General features: G+C 51.1%; 21 protein-coding genes. 3 read left to right on the top strand and 18 right to left on the bottom strand.

The features are described from left to right. Positions 1–2 precede the first annotated feature (2 nt). The 6 genes from K300_RS0108430 to K300_RS0108405 form a co-directional block, all read right to left on the bottom strand. Positions 3–254 (bottom strand): hypothetical protein, encoded by a 252-nt coding sequence (locus tag K300_RS0108430; protein ID WP_026836374.1) that lies wholly within the window; start codon positions 252–254, stop codon positions 3–5. A 19-nt stretch (positions 255–273) separates the two neighbouring features. Next, positions 274–1,446: an MFS transporter gene (locus K300_RS0108425; protein ID WP_022851232.1), complete on the bottom strand. Its 1,173-nt coding sequence runs from the start codon at positions 1,444–1,446 to the stop codon at positions 274–276. Between the two features lie 10 nt (positions 1,447–1,456). Then, complete coding sequence (locus tag K300_RS0108420; protein WP_022851231.1) at positions 1,457–2,608, bottom strand: cysteine desulfurase family protein; 1,152 nt, start codon at positions 2,606–2,608, stop codon at positions 1,457–1,459. Then, positions 2,586–3,023 carry an RrF2 family transcriptional regulator gene (locus K300_RS0108415; protein WP_022851230.1) on the bottom strand — a complete coding sequence of 146 codons (438 nt, stop codon included), beginning with the start codon at positions 3,021–3,023 and terminating at the stop codon, positions 2,586–2,588. Before K300_RS0108415 ends, K300_RS0108420 begins: the two co-directional genes overlap by 23 nt. Beyond that, the gene (gene cysE, locus K300_RS0108410; protein WP_022851229.1) at positions 3,007–3,675 is read right to left on the bottom strand and encodes a serine O-acetyltransferase; all 669 of its coding nucleotides are present in this window, start codon (positions 3,673–3,675) and stop codon (positions 3,007–3,009) included. The genes K300_RS0108415 and cysE overlap by 17 nt, the downstream gene beginning before the upstream one ends. Positions 3,676–3,762: 87 nt before the next feature. Further along, on the bottom strand, positions 3,763–3,933 hold the full coding sequence (locus tag K300_RS0108405; RefSeq protein WP_022851228.1) for a 4Fe-4S ferredoxin: 171 nt from the start codon (positions 3,931–3,933) through the stop codon (positions 3,763–3,765). Between the two features lie 237 nt (positions 3,934–4,170). Here K300_RS0108405 and K300_RS0108400 point away from each other — a divergent pair, with 237 nt between their 5' ends. Beyond that, complete coding sequence (locus K300_RS0108400; RefSeq protein ID WP_022851227.1) at positions 4,171–4,521, top strand: hypothetical protein; 351 nt, start codon at positions 4,171–4,173, stop codon at positions 4,519–4,521. Next, positions 4,522–5,058, top strand: coding sequence for an NUDIX hydrolase (locus tag K300_RS15110; protein WP_022851226.1), 537 nt, complete (start codon positions 4,522–4,524; stop codon positions 5,056–5,058). A 111-nt stretch (positions 5,059–5,169) separates the two neighbouring features. On the opposite strand, the gene K300_RS16960 is transcribed toward K300_RS15110, so the two are convergent. From K300_RS16960 to K300_RS15105, 6 genes are all read right to left on the bottom strand, one after another. After that, positions 5,170–5,511 (bottom strand): hypothetical protein, encoded by a 342-nt coding sequence (locus K300_RS16960; protein ID WP_022851225.1) that lies wholly within the window; start codon positions 5,509–5,511, stop codon positions 5,170–5,172. Then, entirely contained in the window at positions 5,436–6,512 is a 1,077-nt protein-coding gene (gene hemW / locus K300_RS0108385; RefSeq protein ID WP_022851224.1) for a radical SAM family heme chaperone HemW, read from the bottom strand. Before hemW ends, K300_RS16960 begins: the two co-directional genes overlap by 76 nt. A gap of 2 nt (positions 6,513–6,514) precedes the next feature. Then, entirely contained in the window at positions 6,515–7,585 is a 1,071-nt protein-coding gene (locus K300_RS0108380; RefSeq protein WP_022851223.1) for a glycosyltransferase family 4 protein, read from the bottom strand. Between the two features lie 2 nt (positions 7,586–7,587). Then, positions 7,588–8,400: a mechanosensitive ion channel family protein gene (locus tag K300_RS0108375; RefSeq protein WP_022851222.1), complete on the bottom strand. Its 813-nt coding sequence runs from the start codon at positions 8,398–8,400 to the stop codon at positions 7,588–7,590. Then, the gene (pap, locus tag K300_RS0108370) at positions 8,397–9,860 is read right to left on the bottom strand and encodes a polyphosphate:AMP phosphotransferase (protein ID WP_022851221.1); all 1,464 of its coding nucleotides are present in this window, start codon (positions 9,858–9,860) and stop codon (positions 8,397–8,399) included. Before pap ends, K300_RS0108375 begins: the two co-directional genes overlap by 4 nt. A gap of 87 nt (positions 9,861–9,947) precedes the next feature. Continuing rightward, the gene (locus K300_RS15105; protein ID WP_022851220.1) at positions 9,948–12,188 is read right to left on the bottom strand and encodes an alkaline phosphatase D family protein; all 2,241 of its coding nucleotides are present in this window, start codon (positions 12,186–12,188) and stop codon (positions 9,948–9,950) included. A gap of 141 nt (positions 12,189–12,329) precedes the next feature. Between K300_RS15105 and K300_RS0108360 the strand changes: the two genes are divergently transcribed. Then, positions 12,330–13,025, top strand: a complete 696-nt coding sequence (locus K300_RS0108360) for an aspartate/glutamate racemase family protein (RefSeq protein WP_022851219.1) — start codon at positions 12,330–12,332, stop codon at positions 13,023–13,025. Between the two features lie 66 nt (positions 13,026–13,091). Here the strand turns inward: K300_RS0108360 and K300_RS0108355 are convergent, their stop codons facing one another. Genes K300_RS0108355 through rpsF form a run of 6 tightly spaced genes read right to left on the bottom strand, consistent with a single transcriptional unit; the run spans position 13,092 to position 17,502 of the window. Continuing rightward, positions 13,092–14,321, bottom strand: coding sequence for an LL-diaminopimelate aminotransferase (locus K300_RS0108355; RefSeq protein WP_022851218.1), 1,230 nt, complete (start codon positions 14,319–14,321; stop codon positions 13,092–13,094). Between the two features lie 4 nt (positions 14,322–14,325). Next, entirely contained in the window at positions 14,326–15,267 is a 942-nt protein-coding gene (locus K300_RS0108350) for a cation diffusion facilitator family transporter (protein ID WP_022851217.1), read from the bottom strand. 4 nt (positions 15,268–15,271) lie between these two features. Then, positions 15,272–16,171 (bottom strand): DUF2232 domain-containing protein, encoded by a 900-nt coding sequence (locus K300_RS0108345; RefSeq protein WP_022851216.1) that lies wholly within the window; start codon positions 16,169–16,171, stop codon positions 15,272–15,274. 46 nt (positions 16,172–16,217) lie between these two features. Then, positions 16,218–16,448 carry a 30S ribosomal protein S18 gene (gene rpsR / locus K300_RS0108340; protein WP_022851215.1) on the bottom strand — a complete coding sequence of 77 codons (231 nt, stop codon included), beginning with the start codon at positions 16,446–16,448 and terminating at the stop codon, positions 16,218–16,220. A gap of 22 nt (positions 16,449–16,470) precedes the next feature. After that, positions 16,471–16,929, bottom strand: a complete 459-nt coding sequence (gene ssb, locus K300_RS0108335; RefSeq protein WP_022851214.1) for a single-stranded DNA-binding protein — start codon at positions 16,927–16,929, stop codon at positions 16,471–16,473. Positions 16,930–16,962: 33 nt separating this feature from the next. Further along, complete coding sequence (gene rpsF / locus K300_RS15100) at positions 16,963–17,502, bottom strand: 30S ribosomal protein S6 (RefSeq protein ID WP_022851213.1); 540 nt, start codon at positions 17,500–17,502, stop codon at positions 16,963–16,965. Positions 17,503–17,584 lie beyond the last annotated feature (82 nt).

Here is a 17,584-nt window from a genome sequence, read left to right as displayed (position 1 = left end):
CATTAATCGGCTGTTTCTATGGCTTCTCGTGCTCTCGGGCTGAGGAAAACATCGTCCAGATCGAAGCCTCTCAGGCATTCGGCTATAACCTGCGTTTTGTAGATGGGTGATGCGTTGCGGTCTATGATAATTACTGTTTCATCGTTTATACGGCATAGACCGCCCCTTGCTTTGGTTTTTTCGTATCTAAGGCGTATATTAAGCTTCCCTGCCGCCTCTTCGAGTTCCTTGAGAAGTTCGTTCTGCTTCTTCATAAGAGAATTATAGCCTTTTTTATGAGCTTGGCAAGGGCTCATCACGCCTGCAGTACATAACGCTGAAGGCGGATATGAGGGCTATTACGGAGGCTGCTGCGAACACTCCTGAGCTTCCGGCGATGTCGAAGATTCCGCCAGAGATGAGGGAGCCGAGAACAACGCCGAGTCCAAAGCCGTAGCTTACGTATAGGGATTGCGCCCTGAGCTGTTTCTCCCGGGGGAGTACCCTGCGCAGGTATGTGAGGACGCCGAGGTGGAATGTTCCGAAGGTGAAGGCGTGGAGGCTGTTTGCGAAGTAGAGCAGGTAGAGGTCCTGTGTATATGCTATTATCCCGAAACGCAGAGCGGCCATAAGTATGGAGAATGCGATTATATCCCTTGCGCTGTATTTCTTAGTGAGCCAGCCGGAGAAATAGAGCGCCACCACCTCGAAGGTTACTCCAACTCCCCACATATAGCCGCCATAGGCCTGTGGGTAGCCCGCCTCATCCATCAGAACGTTGAAAAAGTTGCTGTGGAAGGAGAATGTGAGCATGTACGCCACAAGAACGAAGAGGAGCAAACGGATATTGTTGTCTGGATCGAGGCGCACCCTTGTTCTGGAGGTGACGGACCATACCTGCAGGCTCAGCATGGGAACTGTTATGGATGAGAGTATCCCGAGTCCTGCGAAGACAAAGATGAAGGCATCTGCGCCGTAGATGTCTAATGCTTTGCCCGTCAGTACAGCGGAGAAGATGAAACCGATGGAGCCGTAAAGACGCATCTTTCCGTAGGGTGTTCCGGTAACCTCGCTGTAGGTCATGCTTATGTTGTCCACAACGGGCACAACTCCGACCCTGTTTATGGCAAAAAAGGCCAGGCAGAGCGCTGTGAGCACAGGGCTCATCACGAATTTGAGGGGTATAATGGCAACAGCGGAGAGGAGTACCGAGCCCATGAAGAAGGCCTGCTTGTGGTTGGATGCCGTGTACAGATCCGTCCATTTGGATGTGAACAGGAAACGGATCAGTGGGAAGATGGACAGATATAGACCAATCTCCGTACCTGTAAGCTCACGTGAGCGGAAGAAGTAGCCCGCATAGGGGAACATCGTGCCCAGCGTTGCGAAGTGGAGGAAGTAAAACGAAACAAGCCCGGCGTATATCCTGCGCCGGGCCTTAGGGTCTTCTATATGTTCTTTTGTCATTGATCTCTTGTCAGGCGAGGGGGGACATAGCCCTCAGCTTCGCTGCGCTGTCTCTGAGTATGTCGCATGCCCTGTTTATCTCATCCTCGGTTGTGAAGCGTCCGAAGCTGAATCGGAGGCTTCCGTGGGTGTCTACGGGGTCTATATCCATGGCGTAGAGCACATGGGAAGCGTCCACGCTGTCGGAGGTGCATGCGCTTCCAGTGGAGCAGCATACCTCGCTTGCGTAGATCATCAGTGCCTCACCTTCGATATGGCGGAAGGCTATGTTTGAAACACCGCATACTCTGGGGGCTCCGCCGCCGTTGATGTATGTATTGGGGATTTCATCGGTAATACGTTTTTCGAAGAGCTCTCTGAGTTTTTGAACCCTTTCGACCTCTTCCTTCATCTCGCTTTTGAGAATCTCGCACGCTTTTGCTATTCCCACGATGTTGGGAACGTTCTCAGTTCCAGCACGTAGTCCGTATTCCTGGGAGCCACCGCAAACGATGGGGATTATCTCATCCTTAAGGTTCTCTTCGATGTAAAGAACGCCTATACCTTTGGGAGCGTTGAATTTATGGCCTGAAAAAGTGAGCATGTGAACACCGAGCTCGCCCACGTCGATGGGGAGCTTACCGAGTGCCTGCACGGCATCGGTGTGCATGATGATCCCTTTTTCACGGCATATTTCCGCAATCTCCTGAACGGGCTGTATGGTTCCCACCTCGTTGTTCACCATCATGACAGATACGAGGATGGTGTCCTCACGCAGGGCATTCTTGAAATCCTCAACGGAGACAACACCCTCTCTGTTTACGGGGAGGAGTGTCACTTCGAAGCCTGACTTTTCGAGGTTTTTGGCAGTTTCAAGGACAGCCTTGTGTTCGATGGAGGAGGTTATAATATGCTTCCCCTCTCCCTTCTTCGCTTCGGCCATACCTTTGATAGCGAGGTTGTCCGAAGCGGTTCCGCTTGCAGTGAAGACTATCTCATGTGCTTCGCAGTTTATGAAGTCTGCCACGGTCTTCCTTGCTTTTTCCACATCCTCGCGTATCGCCCGACCCATCTCATGTATGCTTGAAGGGTTGGCGAACTTTTCGCAGAAGTAGGGAGCCATAGCGTCAAATACACGCCTGTCAGTGGGTGTGGTTGCGCTATAGTCTAGGTAAATCGCCATAATTTCCTCCGACAGATTGTTTCTTAAGGTCGTCTATCGTAATACTTTCGAGGTAATTATCAACATTTTTTTTCAGTCCCATCCAGAACCAGTTAATAGCGCATGTTGAATATTTGTCGCAGTTTTCGCTGTCCGTACAGTCTACGGGGTTTATAGGGCCGTCCATGGCGATGACGATATCCTTGCATGTGATATCCTTAGCATCCTGGGCGAGAACGTAGCCTCCGCCTGCGCCTCTTGAGCCTGTAACGATATTTCCTTTCTTGAGTTGGATAAAGATCTGCTCAAGGTATTTTCTGGATATGGTTTCATGCTCGGCTATCTGTGTCAGTGCAACCGGCTCAGTGTCCCCTCCGAGCATTACCAATGAGTATATGGCACGGATTGCATACCTGCTTTTAGTCGTTATCTTCATAGTCTTTCAGCCTGTCTCTCAATACATTGATCTCTTTTTCAAGCTCCACAACCCTGTCCACAACGCATGATATCGCCTTTGCTACAGGATCTGGGAGGTTGTCGTGATCGAGGGCCTCCTGTACGGCGTCCTTCTTCTGCCCCACAGCTCTTCCGGGGATTCCCACCACTGTTGTGTTCGGGGGAACCTCTTTTACCACAACGGAGTTGGAGCCGATCTTGGCATTTTCGCCCACGGTGAAGGGTCCGAGGACCTTTGAGCCGGCACCCACGGTAACGTTGTCTCCGATGGTGGGGTGGCGCTTCTCCTTCTTGAGGCTTACTCCGCCAAGGGTGACGCCCTGATATAGGGTTACATCGTCACCGACCTCCGCTGTTTCGCCAACCACAACACCCATGCCGTGGTCGATGAAAAAGCGCTTGCCGATGGTTGCTCCGGGATGAATCTCAATGCCGGTGAAGAATCTACCGAGGTGGGAGGTAAAACGTCCCAGGAAGTATAGCTTTCTTACCCAGAACCAGTGGCCGAGACGGTAGAAAAGTATTGCATGAAAGCCCGGATAACAGAAAATTACCTCCGGAATACTCCTCGCCGCAGGGTCCCTCTGAAATATCGTATCTAGTTCTTCTTTAATGGTTTTTATTAGTCCCATATCCTACTTCCAGTGTAGTATTTTTGGTTCAAAAAAAGCCCCGAACATAAGAACGGGGCAGTTAAATCCGTCGTTCGAAAGTACCGCTTAGGGTCCCTCTATAGCGTCAACGGGACATACGTCCACGCATGCTCCGCAATCTGTGCAGGTATCTGCATCGATTACTCTTGCATCATCAGCTTCAGAGATAGCGCCTACAGGGCACTCGTCTTCACATACACCGCAGTTGGTGCAAGCGTCATTGATAGTATGAGCCATAATTACACCTCCATTTGACTTTTTTGAACATAGGGTTTTGGTCTTATCCTGTCAACAGAAAAATAATCTGTATCCACCCTATCTTGCATTTAAAGATACCCCCGAATCGGGGTAAATGCGTTGAAATTTTATTCAAATATATATATAAACGGTTGCGGAAGCGAACTGTACGTTATTTATTGTTTCTTCTATAAAGAGCCTCCGTGCTTTTTTCCATATAAATATTAAGGAGTGGACATGAGTGAAGATATCAAATTCGTAAAACTTGTTAGCGGCGATACAATTATTGCCCAGTATGATGAAGAGAATAATAAGCTCACAGAGGTTGTGAGTGTACAGGCTATCCCAGCTGGCAACTCCGGCATGCAGATAGCTCTTCTCCCCTTCGGCTTCCCCTACGAGGAAGAGGCGGGCGGAAGTATCGATGCGGACAAGATACTCTATGAGTACAACAGCCTTCCTGAGGATCTTAAAAACAAATACATCGAGACAAAGAGCAACATCCGCATTACCCCCAGCATGGACAATCTTGGCGGAATGAACCCCGGACAGGGGGGAGACAGCGGCGGAAGCGGAATAGTATTCTAGATGAGAGAAAGATGGAAGCTCCTCGGTATAGAGGAGAAGTTTTCCGATAGAGTTTTGAGTGTGGAACACCGGCGTTATCACTTCGACGGCGCCGGTGATTCCATGCCCTTCTCCGTTGTTCGTATGAAGGACTGGGTAATCGTTGTGCCCGTAACCGAAGAGGGGAAGCTTGTGCTTGTTCGCCAATACAGGGTGGGAACCGATGAGGTAACTCTGGAATTCCCCGGCGGAGCGGTTAATATGGGAGAGGACCCGGCGGAGGGTGCCCCCAGAGAGCTGGAGGAGGAGACGGGTTATATATCCGGCAGATTAAGCCGCCTCGGCTCTGTTAAGCCGAACCCTGCCTTTCTTACCAACGACTGCCACGCATATCTGGCCGAGGGTTGCGAAGCGAAGGGGATGATGCAGCCCGATCCCTTTGAGGATGTGGAGCCCGTTGAGCTCAGCCTTGATGAGGTTAAGGAGCTCGCCAGAAACGGCGGGATAAACCACAGTATAACCCTTGGTGCACTGGCAATATACCTCAGCACGCTTTAAAGAAACATCCCCCAGAGTACTGTCCCGCTTCAAGGGATGGAGCGTTGCCTTACTCCCTCAGATAAAGGGAATAATAGTTTCTTGGATATTTCTGCAGAGTCTATCCGGCGTTTAACGGGGAGGGTGGCATTTTATGCAGTTTTCGAGCTCCGCATGCCAGCCGTCCTGGGGCCATTGGCTATGACAGTCGAAACAGCGTGTTCCGCATCCGTCCGATGATGCCATGCCGGGGAGTGCCGGTTTTGAATCGGCGGGTTCGTGGCACTTGATACAGGTTTCAAGGACCTTGTGTTCGGGTGTACCTTTTAGTTCGGCGTGGCAGGTCATGCAGTCACCAGCACAGCCCGCATCCACAGAGCCTGATAATGCAAAGAAAACTACCAGAGCCGCTCCAGCACAGAGTCCAGCAAAAGCTCCCCTTTTTCTGTTACGGCTAGATTTTCTTCCTTCCATTGCAGCAGCTCCTCCTTGATAAGTTCGTCTATCCTCTGCTTGAAAAGACCATCGAAGTCCCCCCAGCGTTCAGTAATTTCTGCGATATTTACACCGTCCAGCATCCGCAGTCCGAAGATGACATTCTCCTTAGGCAGGTCTGTCCCTTCGGTTGTGCTGACTTCGCCGAAGTTGAGGGGGTCATTTATGTAGTCCTCCACGCTCTCCTGCCTGCCCGAGTGGACACGCCTGTCCGCTTTGTTATGAAGCGACCACGCCGATGCCCCGATGCCGCAGAAGTCACCCAGATTCCAGTAGTTTATGTTGTGCAGGCTTCTGTGCCCATGCTTTGCGAAGTTTGATATCTCGTATTTTTCGTAGCCTTTGTCAAGAAGAAACGACTTAGTAGCAAGGTACTGTTCCTCGGTTTCCCAGCCGGGGAGGTTCTGCAGGTGGCCTGTGTCGAAGGAGTACGAATAGGCGGATATGTGCTCCGGCTCCATGGATGTTATGTCATTTAATGAGGTGCTGATTATACCCTGGGGCACTGAGGGTATGTCGTATATAATATCGAGGTTAAGATCCGCCTTAGAGGTCAGGCTCCTTACCATGTCAACCGCTTTGAATATATCGTCACGATCATGCACCCTCCCAAGAAGCTTCAATACCTCGTTATCCGTACTCTGACAGCCTAGGCTAATCCGGTTTACGCCATGATCACCGAGCATTCTGAGCGTATCCTCATCGGCTGAATCGGGGTTCATCTCAAAGGTGAACTCCTCTGCTCCGTTGCCCGGCAATGCCTTGAGGAGGCGTTCCAGATCCTTGTATGGGAGCATGGAGGGAGTTCCGCCGCCGATGTACAGGGTGTCGAAGTCCTTGTTTTCTATTGACTCAAAGTCCCTTATGAGAGCATTGGTGTATTCCCCGGCCAGCTGCCCGGTGAATCCATCGATGGAGTAGAACGCACAGTAAGGGCATTTGCTACGGCAGAAGGGAATATGGACGTAAAGACCACGCATTGTCAGCCTCCGTTTACGAGCTCACGGTAATATTCAGCGTATTTTGAAGCCATGGCATCAGCGGAGAAATCCGCCGCAGTGGAGGGGGCATTGTCTGCAAGCTCCCCTCTGAATCCTTCGTTGTTCACCAGTCTCTCCATTGCCGAGGCGAGACACTCAGCATCCCCCACGGGGCAGAGGAGCCCGTTTACCCCGTCCTTAACCAGTTCCGGTATGCCGCCGGCTTCAGTGGCGAGGACGGGGAGGTGTGAGTTCATGGCATCGATGATCGTGGTGCAGAGTCCTTCGGTTTTAGAGGTTATAACAAAGAGATCCATAAGCGACAGCATCTCATGTACGTGAGGGGAGAAGCCTGTGAAGATCATCCTGTCAAACCCCGGAAGTGTTGAGGCCAGCTCCTTCATTTCATCAAAAAGAGGGCCGTCACCCACGAGGAGTAGTTTACCTTTATCGCTTTTTTCTGCGTATAGGGAGAATGCTTTTAGGAGTGTGGGGTAATCCTTATGATCGGCGAAGTTGGCAAGGCTTCCGAATGTGAAGTCAGCATCCGGTAGCCACAGCTGCCGGAGCTCTTCACGAAGAGCTTCATCGATGCCGTGGTTCAGCTCTACACCGCTGTGGATTATCCGCAGTTTTTCCCTGTCTACCCCCCCGTTTATCATTATATCCGCCACAGCTCGGGATATGGCAACGGGGTGCACTCTGGGATGCAGGTATTTGTTGAACATCTTCTTCTTTAGGGGGAAATCCACTCGTCTTGTATGTACCAGCTTCACCGAAGGGCTCAGGTATGTACACGCAATGCACGGGGTGAGGGAGTGGCTGTCGTGGGAGTGTACAATATCCGGTTTGAGCTCTTTTGTGAGCCTGTTCAGCTTGAGTATATACGAAGGGTCCGCCTCGCTCCTGAAGGGGAGAGGGTATGAGCCGGGCTCCATCCTTGCAAGCTCCCCACCGGTTCTCGGTGCGAGGAAGCTTTCTATTCCCAGTGCGGGGAGTCTGCGGTGGAGGAAGAGGGCCTGCCTCTGTCCACCCCGCCATTCCCTCCCCGTGTCAACGTGGAGAACTCTCAATGTCAGACTTCCTCTTTCTGTATATGAACATCCATCTGGGGAAAGGGTATTGTTATGCCGCCGGCCTCAAGGTTCTCCTTGATCTGCTGGAGGAGATCGGTCTTGGTCTGCCACCAGTTAGGTGTGTCCACCCAGGAGCGTGCAAAGATGTTTACGGAGCTGTCGCCAAGCTCAAGAACCCCTGTTACCGGTGCGGGATCGTCATGGGTGTTTTCATGGGCGGCCATGGTTTCCATCATAATATCACGGGCCTTCTTGATATCGTCATCGTAGCTTATGCCTATGATAAGGTTCACCATGCGGGTTTCTCTGGCGGTGTAGTTAACGATCTCCGTTCCCATAATGGTGGAGTTGGGGATGTAAATAGTCAGGTTGTCGAATGTTTTAAGCACGGTCTGGAAGACCTGTATATTTTCCACAACACCCATCTGGCCGGCTATATTAACGAAGTCGCCAGCCTTGAAGGGGCGGAGCATTATGATAAGAACGCCGGCACCGAAGTTTGACACGCTGTCCTTAAGGGAGAGGCCGATGGCCAGACCTGCGGCACCGAGAACAGCAACAAGGGAGGCGGTGGGTATGCCCAACTTGTTAAGGGCGGCGATTATTATTGCGGCAAAGAGTATTGTATAGAGTATATTCTTAAGGAATATCGCCAGTGTTTCATCGAGCTTGCTCTTCTGCATCATTTTGTATACCAGATCGGATATCTTCCGTATGAGCATCCTTCCGATAAAAAAGATCAGCAGTGCAGCGAGGATGTCCACAGCGTAGGGGTATACATAAACCTTCAAATAGTCGATATAGGTGTTCACAGTGATCCCTCCAGTTTTTCACAAAATGTTTCCATTACCTTTATTCGTGCATATCTTTTATCATCTCCGGCAACGAGTGTCCAAGGGGAAAAGCCTGTGGAGGTTCTGGCGATCATCTCGTTCGCCGCATCCTCGTAGAGCTCCCATTTCTCTCGGTTCCGGTAGTCTTCTTCGGTTATCTTATACTGCTTCCAGGGGAGTTCCTCCCTCTGCTTGAAGCGTTTCAGCTGTTCCTCGGGGCTTATGTGCATCCAGAATTTCAGAAGGATAATCCCCGATTCGGTGAGCTGTTCCTCGAAGTCGTTGATCTCCTCGTAGGACCTCCCCCACTCCTGCGGAGAGGCAAAGCCTTCCACACGCTCCACAAGAACACGGCCGTACCACGATCTGTCGTAGATGGAGATGAAACCCTCTCTCGGTATATCACGCCAGAAGCGCCAAAGATAGTGGTGGGCTATCTCCTCTCGGGTGGGAGCGGCCACCGAATGTACGCTTACCAGTCTGATATCCATACCCTGAACAAGCCTGCGGATGGCGCCCCCTTTTCCGCCGGCATCCCACCCTTCGAACATGGCGATGACCGATTTCCCCTGGTTATAGACCTCCCATGCGAGGGTGTTAAGCCTCTCCTGATGCTTGGCGAGGGATTTCTTATACTCCCCTTTATCGAGGGAGTTGCTGAGGTCTATACGGGAGAGCACGGGGGGTGCACTGTTTATATTGCCTGGGGGCTGTGCGGAGACCCCTGCCTCCTCCTTCTTGAGGGCGGCCTCCATGGTTCCGGTGAGAATCTCCAGAACCTTCTTTGTACGGTGCCATTTGTCATCCGCTTCCACAAGATGCCATCTGGATGAGGCGGAGTCTGTTATTCTGATCCCCCGCTCGGCGGCGTTCACAATGGCGTCGTACTTCTCCCTGTGCCACATGGCACGGTCATATATATCACCTTTTCCGTACTTCTTCTTGAGTACATCGAGCTTACCCTTGGCCGATTTTTTGCTGAGATGGAACCAGAACTTGAGTATTATAGCACCGTCATTGGCGAGGGTTTCCTCGAAGCGGGCGGCCCTTTTCATCTGCCTCTCAAAGACGGGTATATCTGTTTCGTTCTTAACGAGGGAGAGCATCGGCCCTGTATACCATGCGCCGAAGGAGAAGCTTATGTGCCCCCTTTGGGGTATGGACATCCAGTATTTCCAGAATGGGGGACGCTTGCTCTCCGCCTCGGTCTCCTTCCAGAAGGTGTTAATCTCGATATCTCGCAGATCCATCAGCCCGCCGATATAGTTCATGAGCTCACCCTTACCTGCGCCGTCCAGCCCGTGGAATATGACCATAAGAGGGCCTTTATAGGACTGAAAGGCGTTCTGGGCTCTTATCAGACGTGTGCGGAGTTCGGGAAGCTCCTTTTCGAAAGTTTTCTTGGAAACCTTTTGTCCAAGTTCTACAGCTTCAAACATAAACACCCCCTTTATCATAATGATAGCAGGGGGTGTGCATGATTATCCACAAAAAGAGCAGGGGAGGTCTACTCCCCTCTGTCAGAATCAGATCTCGGTTACATTATTGTCAGAGAAAAGGAAGCTCTTCTTTGCGATCATATCTTCAAGTTCGTCCATTCTGCTGTAGTAGTTTTCCGTAATCGCATCCTTGCTGATGAGTACATAGTCCGCCTGAACACCTTCGCCGTTTGCTGTTACGGTTACATAGCCGTGGTCGTAGGAGTTTGCGTAAACCATTGAGGGGTTCGCCGTCATCATCGTCTGGTCGAGGTTTGTTATCAGTGTTTCACGCACAGCATCACCCTGTTCCTCTGTGAAGGCGCCGGAGGAGAGGATAACCTCGGCAACATTCTCCACCATGCCCACAAAGGTTTTGGAGGATACGGAGGTTCCTGTGAAATCAGCAACGGCTGTTCCGTTGGTTCCGGTATGCTTGCCTACGTAGGAGGCGTGGATATCCCCTGCGATTATGAAGGTGTTGGGGCTGAGCATGCTGAGCTGTTCGATGAGAGCTTTGCGTTTATTGGGAAAGCCGTCCCAGTGGTCGACGTTGGCGTAGAACATCTGCTTGAAGTCCGCAGGGATATCGAGGGATGTGAGATCCCATACGAGTGAGTTTGTGGAAACGGAGCTTGCGAAACATATGTTTGAAGCATCGCTTGCGGTGAGTGTGGAATCTATCCATGCCTGCTGGATGTCGCCGAAGACGTTTTCGGGTGTTTTGCCTGCCATCATATCGCTCATGTACGCATATGCTGTGTAAAGGTCGAAGGTTGCCTTGAGAACGCCGTAGCGTGAGCCGATGTCGGAGAAGTTACCCTGCTTGCCGAGGTGCAGGTATGCCACTCCTCTGTCGAGGATGTTGTTGTAGGTGTTGTCATCTATTTTAGGGAGGGGATCAAGTCCGAGCTGAGCCGCCTGGGAGTTATATGCATCTACCAGCATGTTGAATACATAGGCGCTCACCTTTTCGGAGAGATCCGAAGCCGCCTTTGTGTCCGCCTCTGCCTGGGCAAGGCCTTCGAGCTGGTATGAGGCGGAGAGAGTGGGGATCAGTGCGGGTGCGTATGCGTCCCATGGAGAAAGGGTCATATCCACATAGGGGCCAAATCCCGCTTTCATGCTTTCGTATACACCTTCACCTGCTCCCGCACCGTATATACCATCGAAAACGGAGATGAGGGCGGCCTTGTCCATAACGATCTTTCCGGGGAAGGCATCCTCGGGGATGAGGTGGTCTGGGCGGAAGGAACGGTAGTCTGTAAGAACGAGATGAAGGTGTTTGCCGAAGCGGAAATCACGGTAGATACCCTTATGCTCTGCACCGCCGATAAGCTTTGCATCGGAGGTTTCGAACTGTCCGCCACTCTCCGTATTGTCCACGGGTATGAATTCGTAGAATACCTGCTCGGCGTTCTGCCTGCGGAGGAGGTCCTTTTCATCCTTGAGCCCGTCGAAGTAGGTGGCTGTTTCTGCATGGCAGTCATCGGAGTATTCGTGGTCGTCCCAGATTACGATAATGGGGAAGAGCTCGTGGAAACGCTGGAGAACGGAGTCTGTACGGTATGTTTTATATATGTCGCGGTAGTTTGAAACGGAGTATGCACCGTAGTATGAGCTCTCCCCGCTGCCCAGCTGAACGGATTCTGATGTGTCGCTGAAGTTTATTTTGCGACCTTCAAGTGCCTGAAACTGGGGGTCGCCGGTGGTTTCATAGATGTAGTCGCCGAGGTATACAACGAAATCGATATCTGTGAGGTTGTCCACATGGTGCTTGAGGGAGTTGTAGTATCTGCCTATATAGTCCTGACAACTGAGGAATGTGAACTTAACCTCAACGTCTGCATCGGCGGAGGGGGCTGTCTTTGTGCGGGCTGTTCTAGTGGTGTATTTCTTGTACTGGTCGTCCTTTGCGTATATGAAGCGGTAATAGTATGTGGTGTAGGGGGAGAGGCCGGTCACTTTAACCTTAACGCAGTGGTCGGTATCGGCGGATGTTGAGAGACCGGAGGTGTTAAGTACGAGGTTGTCGAACTTGCTGTCCGTTGCTACCTGCAGGGAGAGCTCGGGTGCATCCTCGCCGGTTTTGGATGCGTCTATCCTTGTCCAGAGGATAACGCTTGATTCCCTGGGATCTCCGGAAACCACCGACTGGGGAAAGAGGGAGGTGTCCGTTTCGTACTCATCACCCGAGCCGCCGCAGCCGGTTAGGCTGAGGTTGAAGGCTGTTCCTGCTGCAGCTACGCTGACTGTCTTGATAAAGGATCTTCTAGAAAGCTTAATCATGGCATCTCTCCATATATTAACGGTTTTCAAATCCTTTACTTATAGGACGGAGTTGTTATCAAAAATCCAGAATATTGTCAGCAATACGTTAATGCTTTATCCGCTTCGGACTGTTATAATATCTGATAATAAGGAGAGACCATGAAGAAGATAGGTATGCTCGGGGGGATGAGCTGGGAGTCCACTGTAAACTACTACAAGCTTATCAACGAAGGTGTGCGTGAGCGTCTTGGCGGTCTGCATTCGGCAGAGATCCTCATGTACAGCGTAGACTTCCATGAGATAGAACGCCTTCAGAACGAGGGGCTCTGGGGGAGGATGGGTGAGATGCTCAGCCGCTCGGCCATGAAGCTGGAGCGTGCCGGGGCGGACTTTATCGTTATATGCACGAACACTATGCATAAGGTCGCCCCCGCCATAGAGGACAGCGTTGATGTACCGCTTCTTCACATAGCCGACGCCACAGGAAGGGCTGTGAGAAGGCAGGCGATCAAGACTGTGGGTCTTCTCGGAACAGCCTTCACCATGGAGCAGGAGTTCTATAAAGGGCGCCTTGAAGATGTCCACGACCTTAACGTTATAACACCCACCAAAAACGACCGTAAAATTGTGCACGATGTTATATACAAAGAACTCTGCATGGGGATAACCAGGGATGAATCACGCAGAAGGTACATAGATATTATTGACGACCTTGCCGAGCGTGGGGCGGAGGGTGTGATCCTCGGCTGTACGGAGATAGGCATGCTGGTCAATCAGGAGGATACCAAGCTGGATCTTTTTGATACCACGGCGATCCATGCCGATGCGGCTGTGGAGTTTGCTCTGGAAGACTAGGGTCGCAAAAAGAAAAACCCCGGCCTTTCGACCGGGGTTTAACCCGTTTTATGAACTAAAGCACTTTTAGAATACGAATTCTTCGTCGGAGAGACGCTTGTCGATCTCGCCGATGATCTTCTGCTCCTCTTCTACGGTGTCTGCCGTGAAGGTTGCGGAGAAGCGGAGGAAGTTGCCCGCATCATCCCACGGAACGGAGCTTATGAGCTTCTCTCTGATGAGATAGTCGCAGAACTCCTCTGCACTCTTGAACTCACGCCCCTTCTTGGTTGCCTTGGGGATGCCGAAGTAGAGGTAGAATGTTCCCTTGGGCTCATCCACATCGAAACCGTTCTTTCTGAGAACTTCAGCGAGCCCCTTAAGCCTTCTTGCATACTTCTCCCTCGTCTCTTTGATGAGCTCGGGATGCTCAAGGGCGTATGCGGATGCTTTCTGTATCGGGATAAACTGGCCGGAGTCGTTGTTGTCCTTCACTGTGGCAAACGCCTTAACAAGGTGCTCGTTACCGCATACGAAGGCCATTCTCCAGCCTGTCATGTTGTAGCTCTTGGAGAGGGAGTGGATCTCGATACCCACATCCTTTGCGCCGGGGACGCTGAGGAAGGAGGGCTGGTCCTCGCCGTAGGTAAGCTCTATGTAGGCCGCATCGGAGATAACGGCGATATCGTTCTTCTTGGCGAACTCAACAACCTTCTCATAGAAGGATACGGGAGCAAGTGCCCCTGTGGGGTTGTTGGGGTAGTTGAGGTAGAGGAATTTAGCCTTCTTGAGCACGTCCGCAGGGATTGCGTCGAGATCGGGGAGGAAGCTGTTCTCCCTTGTGAGGGGGAGGTTATAAACCTCGCCGCCGAGGTATTTTGTTATGGACCCTGCAACGGGGTATCCGGGGACGGTCATAAGTGCAACATCGCCGGGGTTTATCATAGTGAAGGGAACGAAGGCGAAGGCGGGCTTGGAGCCTATGCTGTGGTTTATCTCGGTTTCAGGGTTTATTTCAACACCGAAACGGTCCTTCATATACTTTGCTGCGACGTCCTTGAACTCCTGTATACCGTTGTCGGAGTAGAAGCGGTTCTCTCTCTTGGCTGCTTCCTCGCAGAGGATCTTGCGTACATCCTCATGGGCCATTTGATCGGGCTCGCCCACACCCATATCGATGAGCTCGGTGCCGGGATTTGCATCCATTGCTGCACGCTTCGCTCTTTTGATCTTCTCAAACTTGTAGATGTTCGTGTCTTTACCGAACATTTTTCCGCCGAGTCTTTCGGCAATAAGGTTTTCCATGAACTGACTCATTGAGTTACCCCCTTGATTTTCTTAGTTTTTCTATACTTTCATGCATTTCATCACTGCATACAGTCTCACAGCGCTCATTCCCCTCTTCGGGGATGCACGGTTCGATATGGATTGTCACATCCGCTCCGCCCAGCTGTTCTGATATATCCTTTTCGATGCAGTCCGCTATGAAGTGGGCGTCGTCCACTGTGAGATATTTACTGACGTTTATATGCATATCCACAAACTTCTCAGGGCCGCTGCTACGGGTTCTGATGTTGTGGTGACCGACTATAACACATTTATAAGACCTGAGTACACCGATTATTTTATCCATATCCTCAGGGCTTAATGCCTCGTCCAGAAGATCTTTAGAGACCGTTTTTCCGAGTGAGGTCGCCGAGTACATAGTTTTCAGGGCGATGATTACGGAGATGAGCGGATCGAAGAAAACGAGCCCGGTGAACTTCACAAGGAATAGTGAGGCGAGTACCCCGCCCCCTGTGAGCAGGTCGATTTCATAGTGTATCGCCTCCGCCTTGAGGATAGGCGATTTCTCTCTCCTGCCCACCGCACGGAGCATAATCACAAGGGCAAGGGTGGCGGCGAGAGAGAATATCATTATATATATGCCGTAGTTCAGGCCCTTGATTGGCTCATCGCCGGTGAACTTTTTGTAAGCCTGATAGAGTATGTATGCGCCGGAGAGGTTGATAATAATAGACTGAAAGAAGGCGGCGAAGGGCTCGTATTTGCCGTGGCCGAATCGGTGGTCCTTATCAGGGGGCTGTTCGGACTTTCTGATGGCGAAGAAGTTTATGGTGGAGGAGCCGATATCAAGCAGAGAGTCCATGGCGGAGGATAGTACGGATACAGAGCCCGTCCAGAATCCGCCGATGAGCTTGATTACTGCAAGTAGAAAGGCCGTGTTTACGGAGATGAGGGTTGCGGTCTTCTTGCCGATCAATTCTCTAGTCCTCCTCCGTTTTTTCTTCCTCCGGCCTTGGGTACATGTTTAACCAGATACTGAAGAGCCCTTGAAGGGCTATTAGGATTATAAGGGTAAACTGGCTGAATATCAGTATATAAAGGATAGCCTTTATCAGGGGGAACACATTAAAGCGGCCGAGCCAGAAGCGGACAATCTCAAACCCCTGAAAGAAATATAGGGATGTGAATATGAGCAGGGTGTTCATCCCGATAGAGCGTGGTATCTCGCCTCCTATAAAGAAGCACGCCACTCCTGCGATCATTATCCATACGGCGTTGTCGGGTAGCCTGAAGGGGATATGCTCGCTTTTCTTCATCTTGAGGAAGAAGTTCATGGTGAAATAGGCGATAAGTGACACAAAGGAGTAGTTCAGGCCCGGAAATATAAATACAGCGGAACGAGCGGCCTGGTCTATGTTCTGCTCCAGGACGGCTATATAGTGCTCTGGAACCTCGTTATTCGGCGACTGTTTAACCGCCTCGGTCATGTTTGTGAGCAGCTGCTTGACGATATCTATGAGCATATCACGGCTGTCGGGGAGCAGATACACCACAAAGGCCGCCACAAGGAATATGGGTATAGGGGAACCCGCCACAGGGAGCCAGTTCGGGTAAAGGTTGTTCCGGTTGCAGTAGAGTATGAAGTAGGCAGTGAAGAGAACCATAACCGCATAATATCCCGCCATGATGGGGAAGAAGTAGGCCGATACTATGAGTGCGGTGGCGGAGATAATGTCTGAAAGCTTCTCCCTGCGCTCATCCACAAGATATAACAGGAGGAGCAGGGGTGCAAACAGACTGAGAAGTATCCCCATACTGGGGTAAAATATGTTCGCTCCGAAAAGAGCCAGGCTTGCTAGCGGAAGGTATATTATGCTCATATCTAATTAAAAAAGGGGAGCTTGGCAAAGCTCCCCGTATATCTGTTTACTTATCGAGTGCGAAGGGGAGAAGCGCAATGGAACGTGCTGTTTTAACAGCGGAGGCGAGTTGCCTCTGGTGCTTTGCGCATGTTCCTGTAAGCCTTCTGGGCATAATCTTGCCCCTTTCGGTTACAAAGCTTCTGAGAAGCTTGGCATCCTTGTAGTCGATATCTATCTTTTCTGCACAGAATCTGCAAACCTTCTTTCTCTGAAATCTTCTTTTCATTACAGCCATTTCTATATCTCCTTAAATGGTGTTAAAAGGGTATGTCGTCTTCGTTGAAGTCATCACCGCCGGAACCGCCTGAGCCTCCAGAGCCGCCTGAACCGCCGTAGCTGCCTGAGCCGCCGGATGAGGAACCGCCTCCGTAAGAGCCGCCGCCACCGCCGGAATCACCGCCCCGGCTGGAAACAAACTGGACATTCTCAGCAACAACTTCGTGCTTGCTGCGCTTCTGCCCTTCCTGCTCCCAGGTGTTGAAGGAAAGACGACCTTCGATGAGAACAGGGCTTCCCTTGCTGAGATATTCGCCGCAGATCTCACCGGTTTTACCGAAGGCGACGATATCAATAAAGCAGGTTTCTTCTCTCTCTCGAGTTCTTCTGTTTACGGCAAGACCGAATTTCGCCACGGCAAGATCCTTACCGGGGACATACCTGACTTCAGGGTTTCTCGTTACATTGCCTAGCAGGATAACCTTGTTCAAAGAGCCCATGTTTCACCTTTATATAATGTGTGTTGTGCGGGATTACTCCGCGCTCTTTTCCTGGGAAGCCTCTTTCTTTTCGGGAGCTTCTTTCTTTTCCGTGTTTTCAGCAGGTCTCTCGGAGGGTCTGTCAGCTGATCTGTTGTCTCTGCTGTCGTTGTCATCTCTGGGTCTTCTGGGGTTTCTGTCCCTGTTGTCCCTGTTATCTCTTCCGTCTCTGCCGTCACGTCCTCTTCCGCCGCCTCTGCGGTCGGGTCTGGGGGTCGGGTCCTTCTTGGGCTTAAGCTTGAACTTCTTCTCGTCGATCTTGACTACAACGCTTCTGAGGATGTCCTCGTTGAAGCGGTAACGCTTTTCGAGTTCATCGTTGAAGTCGTGCTCTGCGTTGTACTGGATGAGGAAGTAGTGTCCTTCCTTGGAGTTTCTGATTTCGTAGGCGAGGTGAAGCTTGCCCCAGGGCTCGACCTTGATGATCTCGCCGCCATTCTGCTCAATGAGTCCTTTGTAGAACTCAACGTTTTTGTCCAGTTCTTCCTGAGATGCGTCAGGGCGAACTATGAACACAGTTTCATAGGTATTCAATTTTTCCTCCTTATGGATTATAGCCGCAGGTCTATTCTTCCTGCAGCAAGGCAGTTGACCTTTTTATCAATACATATAGTAT

The organism is Limisalsivibrio acetivorans (assembly GCF_000421105.1).
Classification (GTDB): Bacteria; Chrysiogenota; Deferribacteres; order Deferribacterales; family Geovibrionaceae; genus Limisalsivibrio; species Limisalsivibrio acetivorans.
Note: the sequence above shows the minus strand (reverse complement) of the source record. Positions and strands in the feature narration are given on the sequence as shown.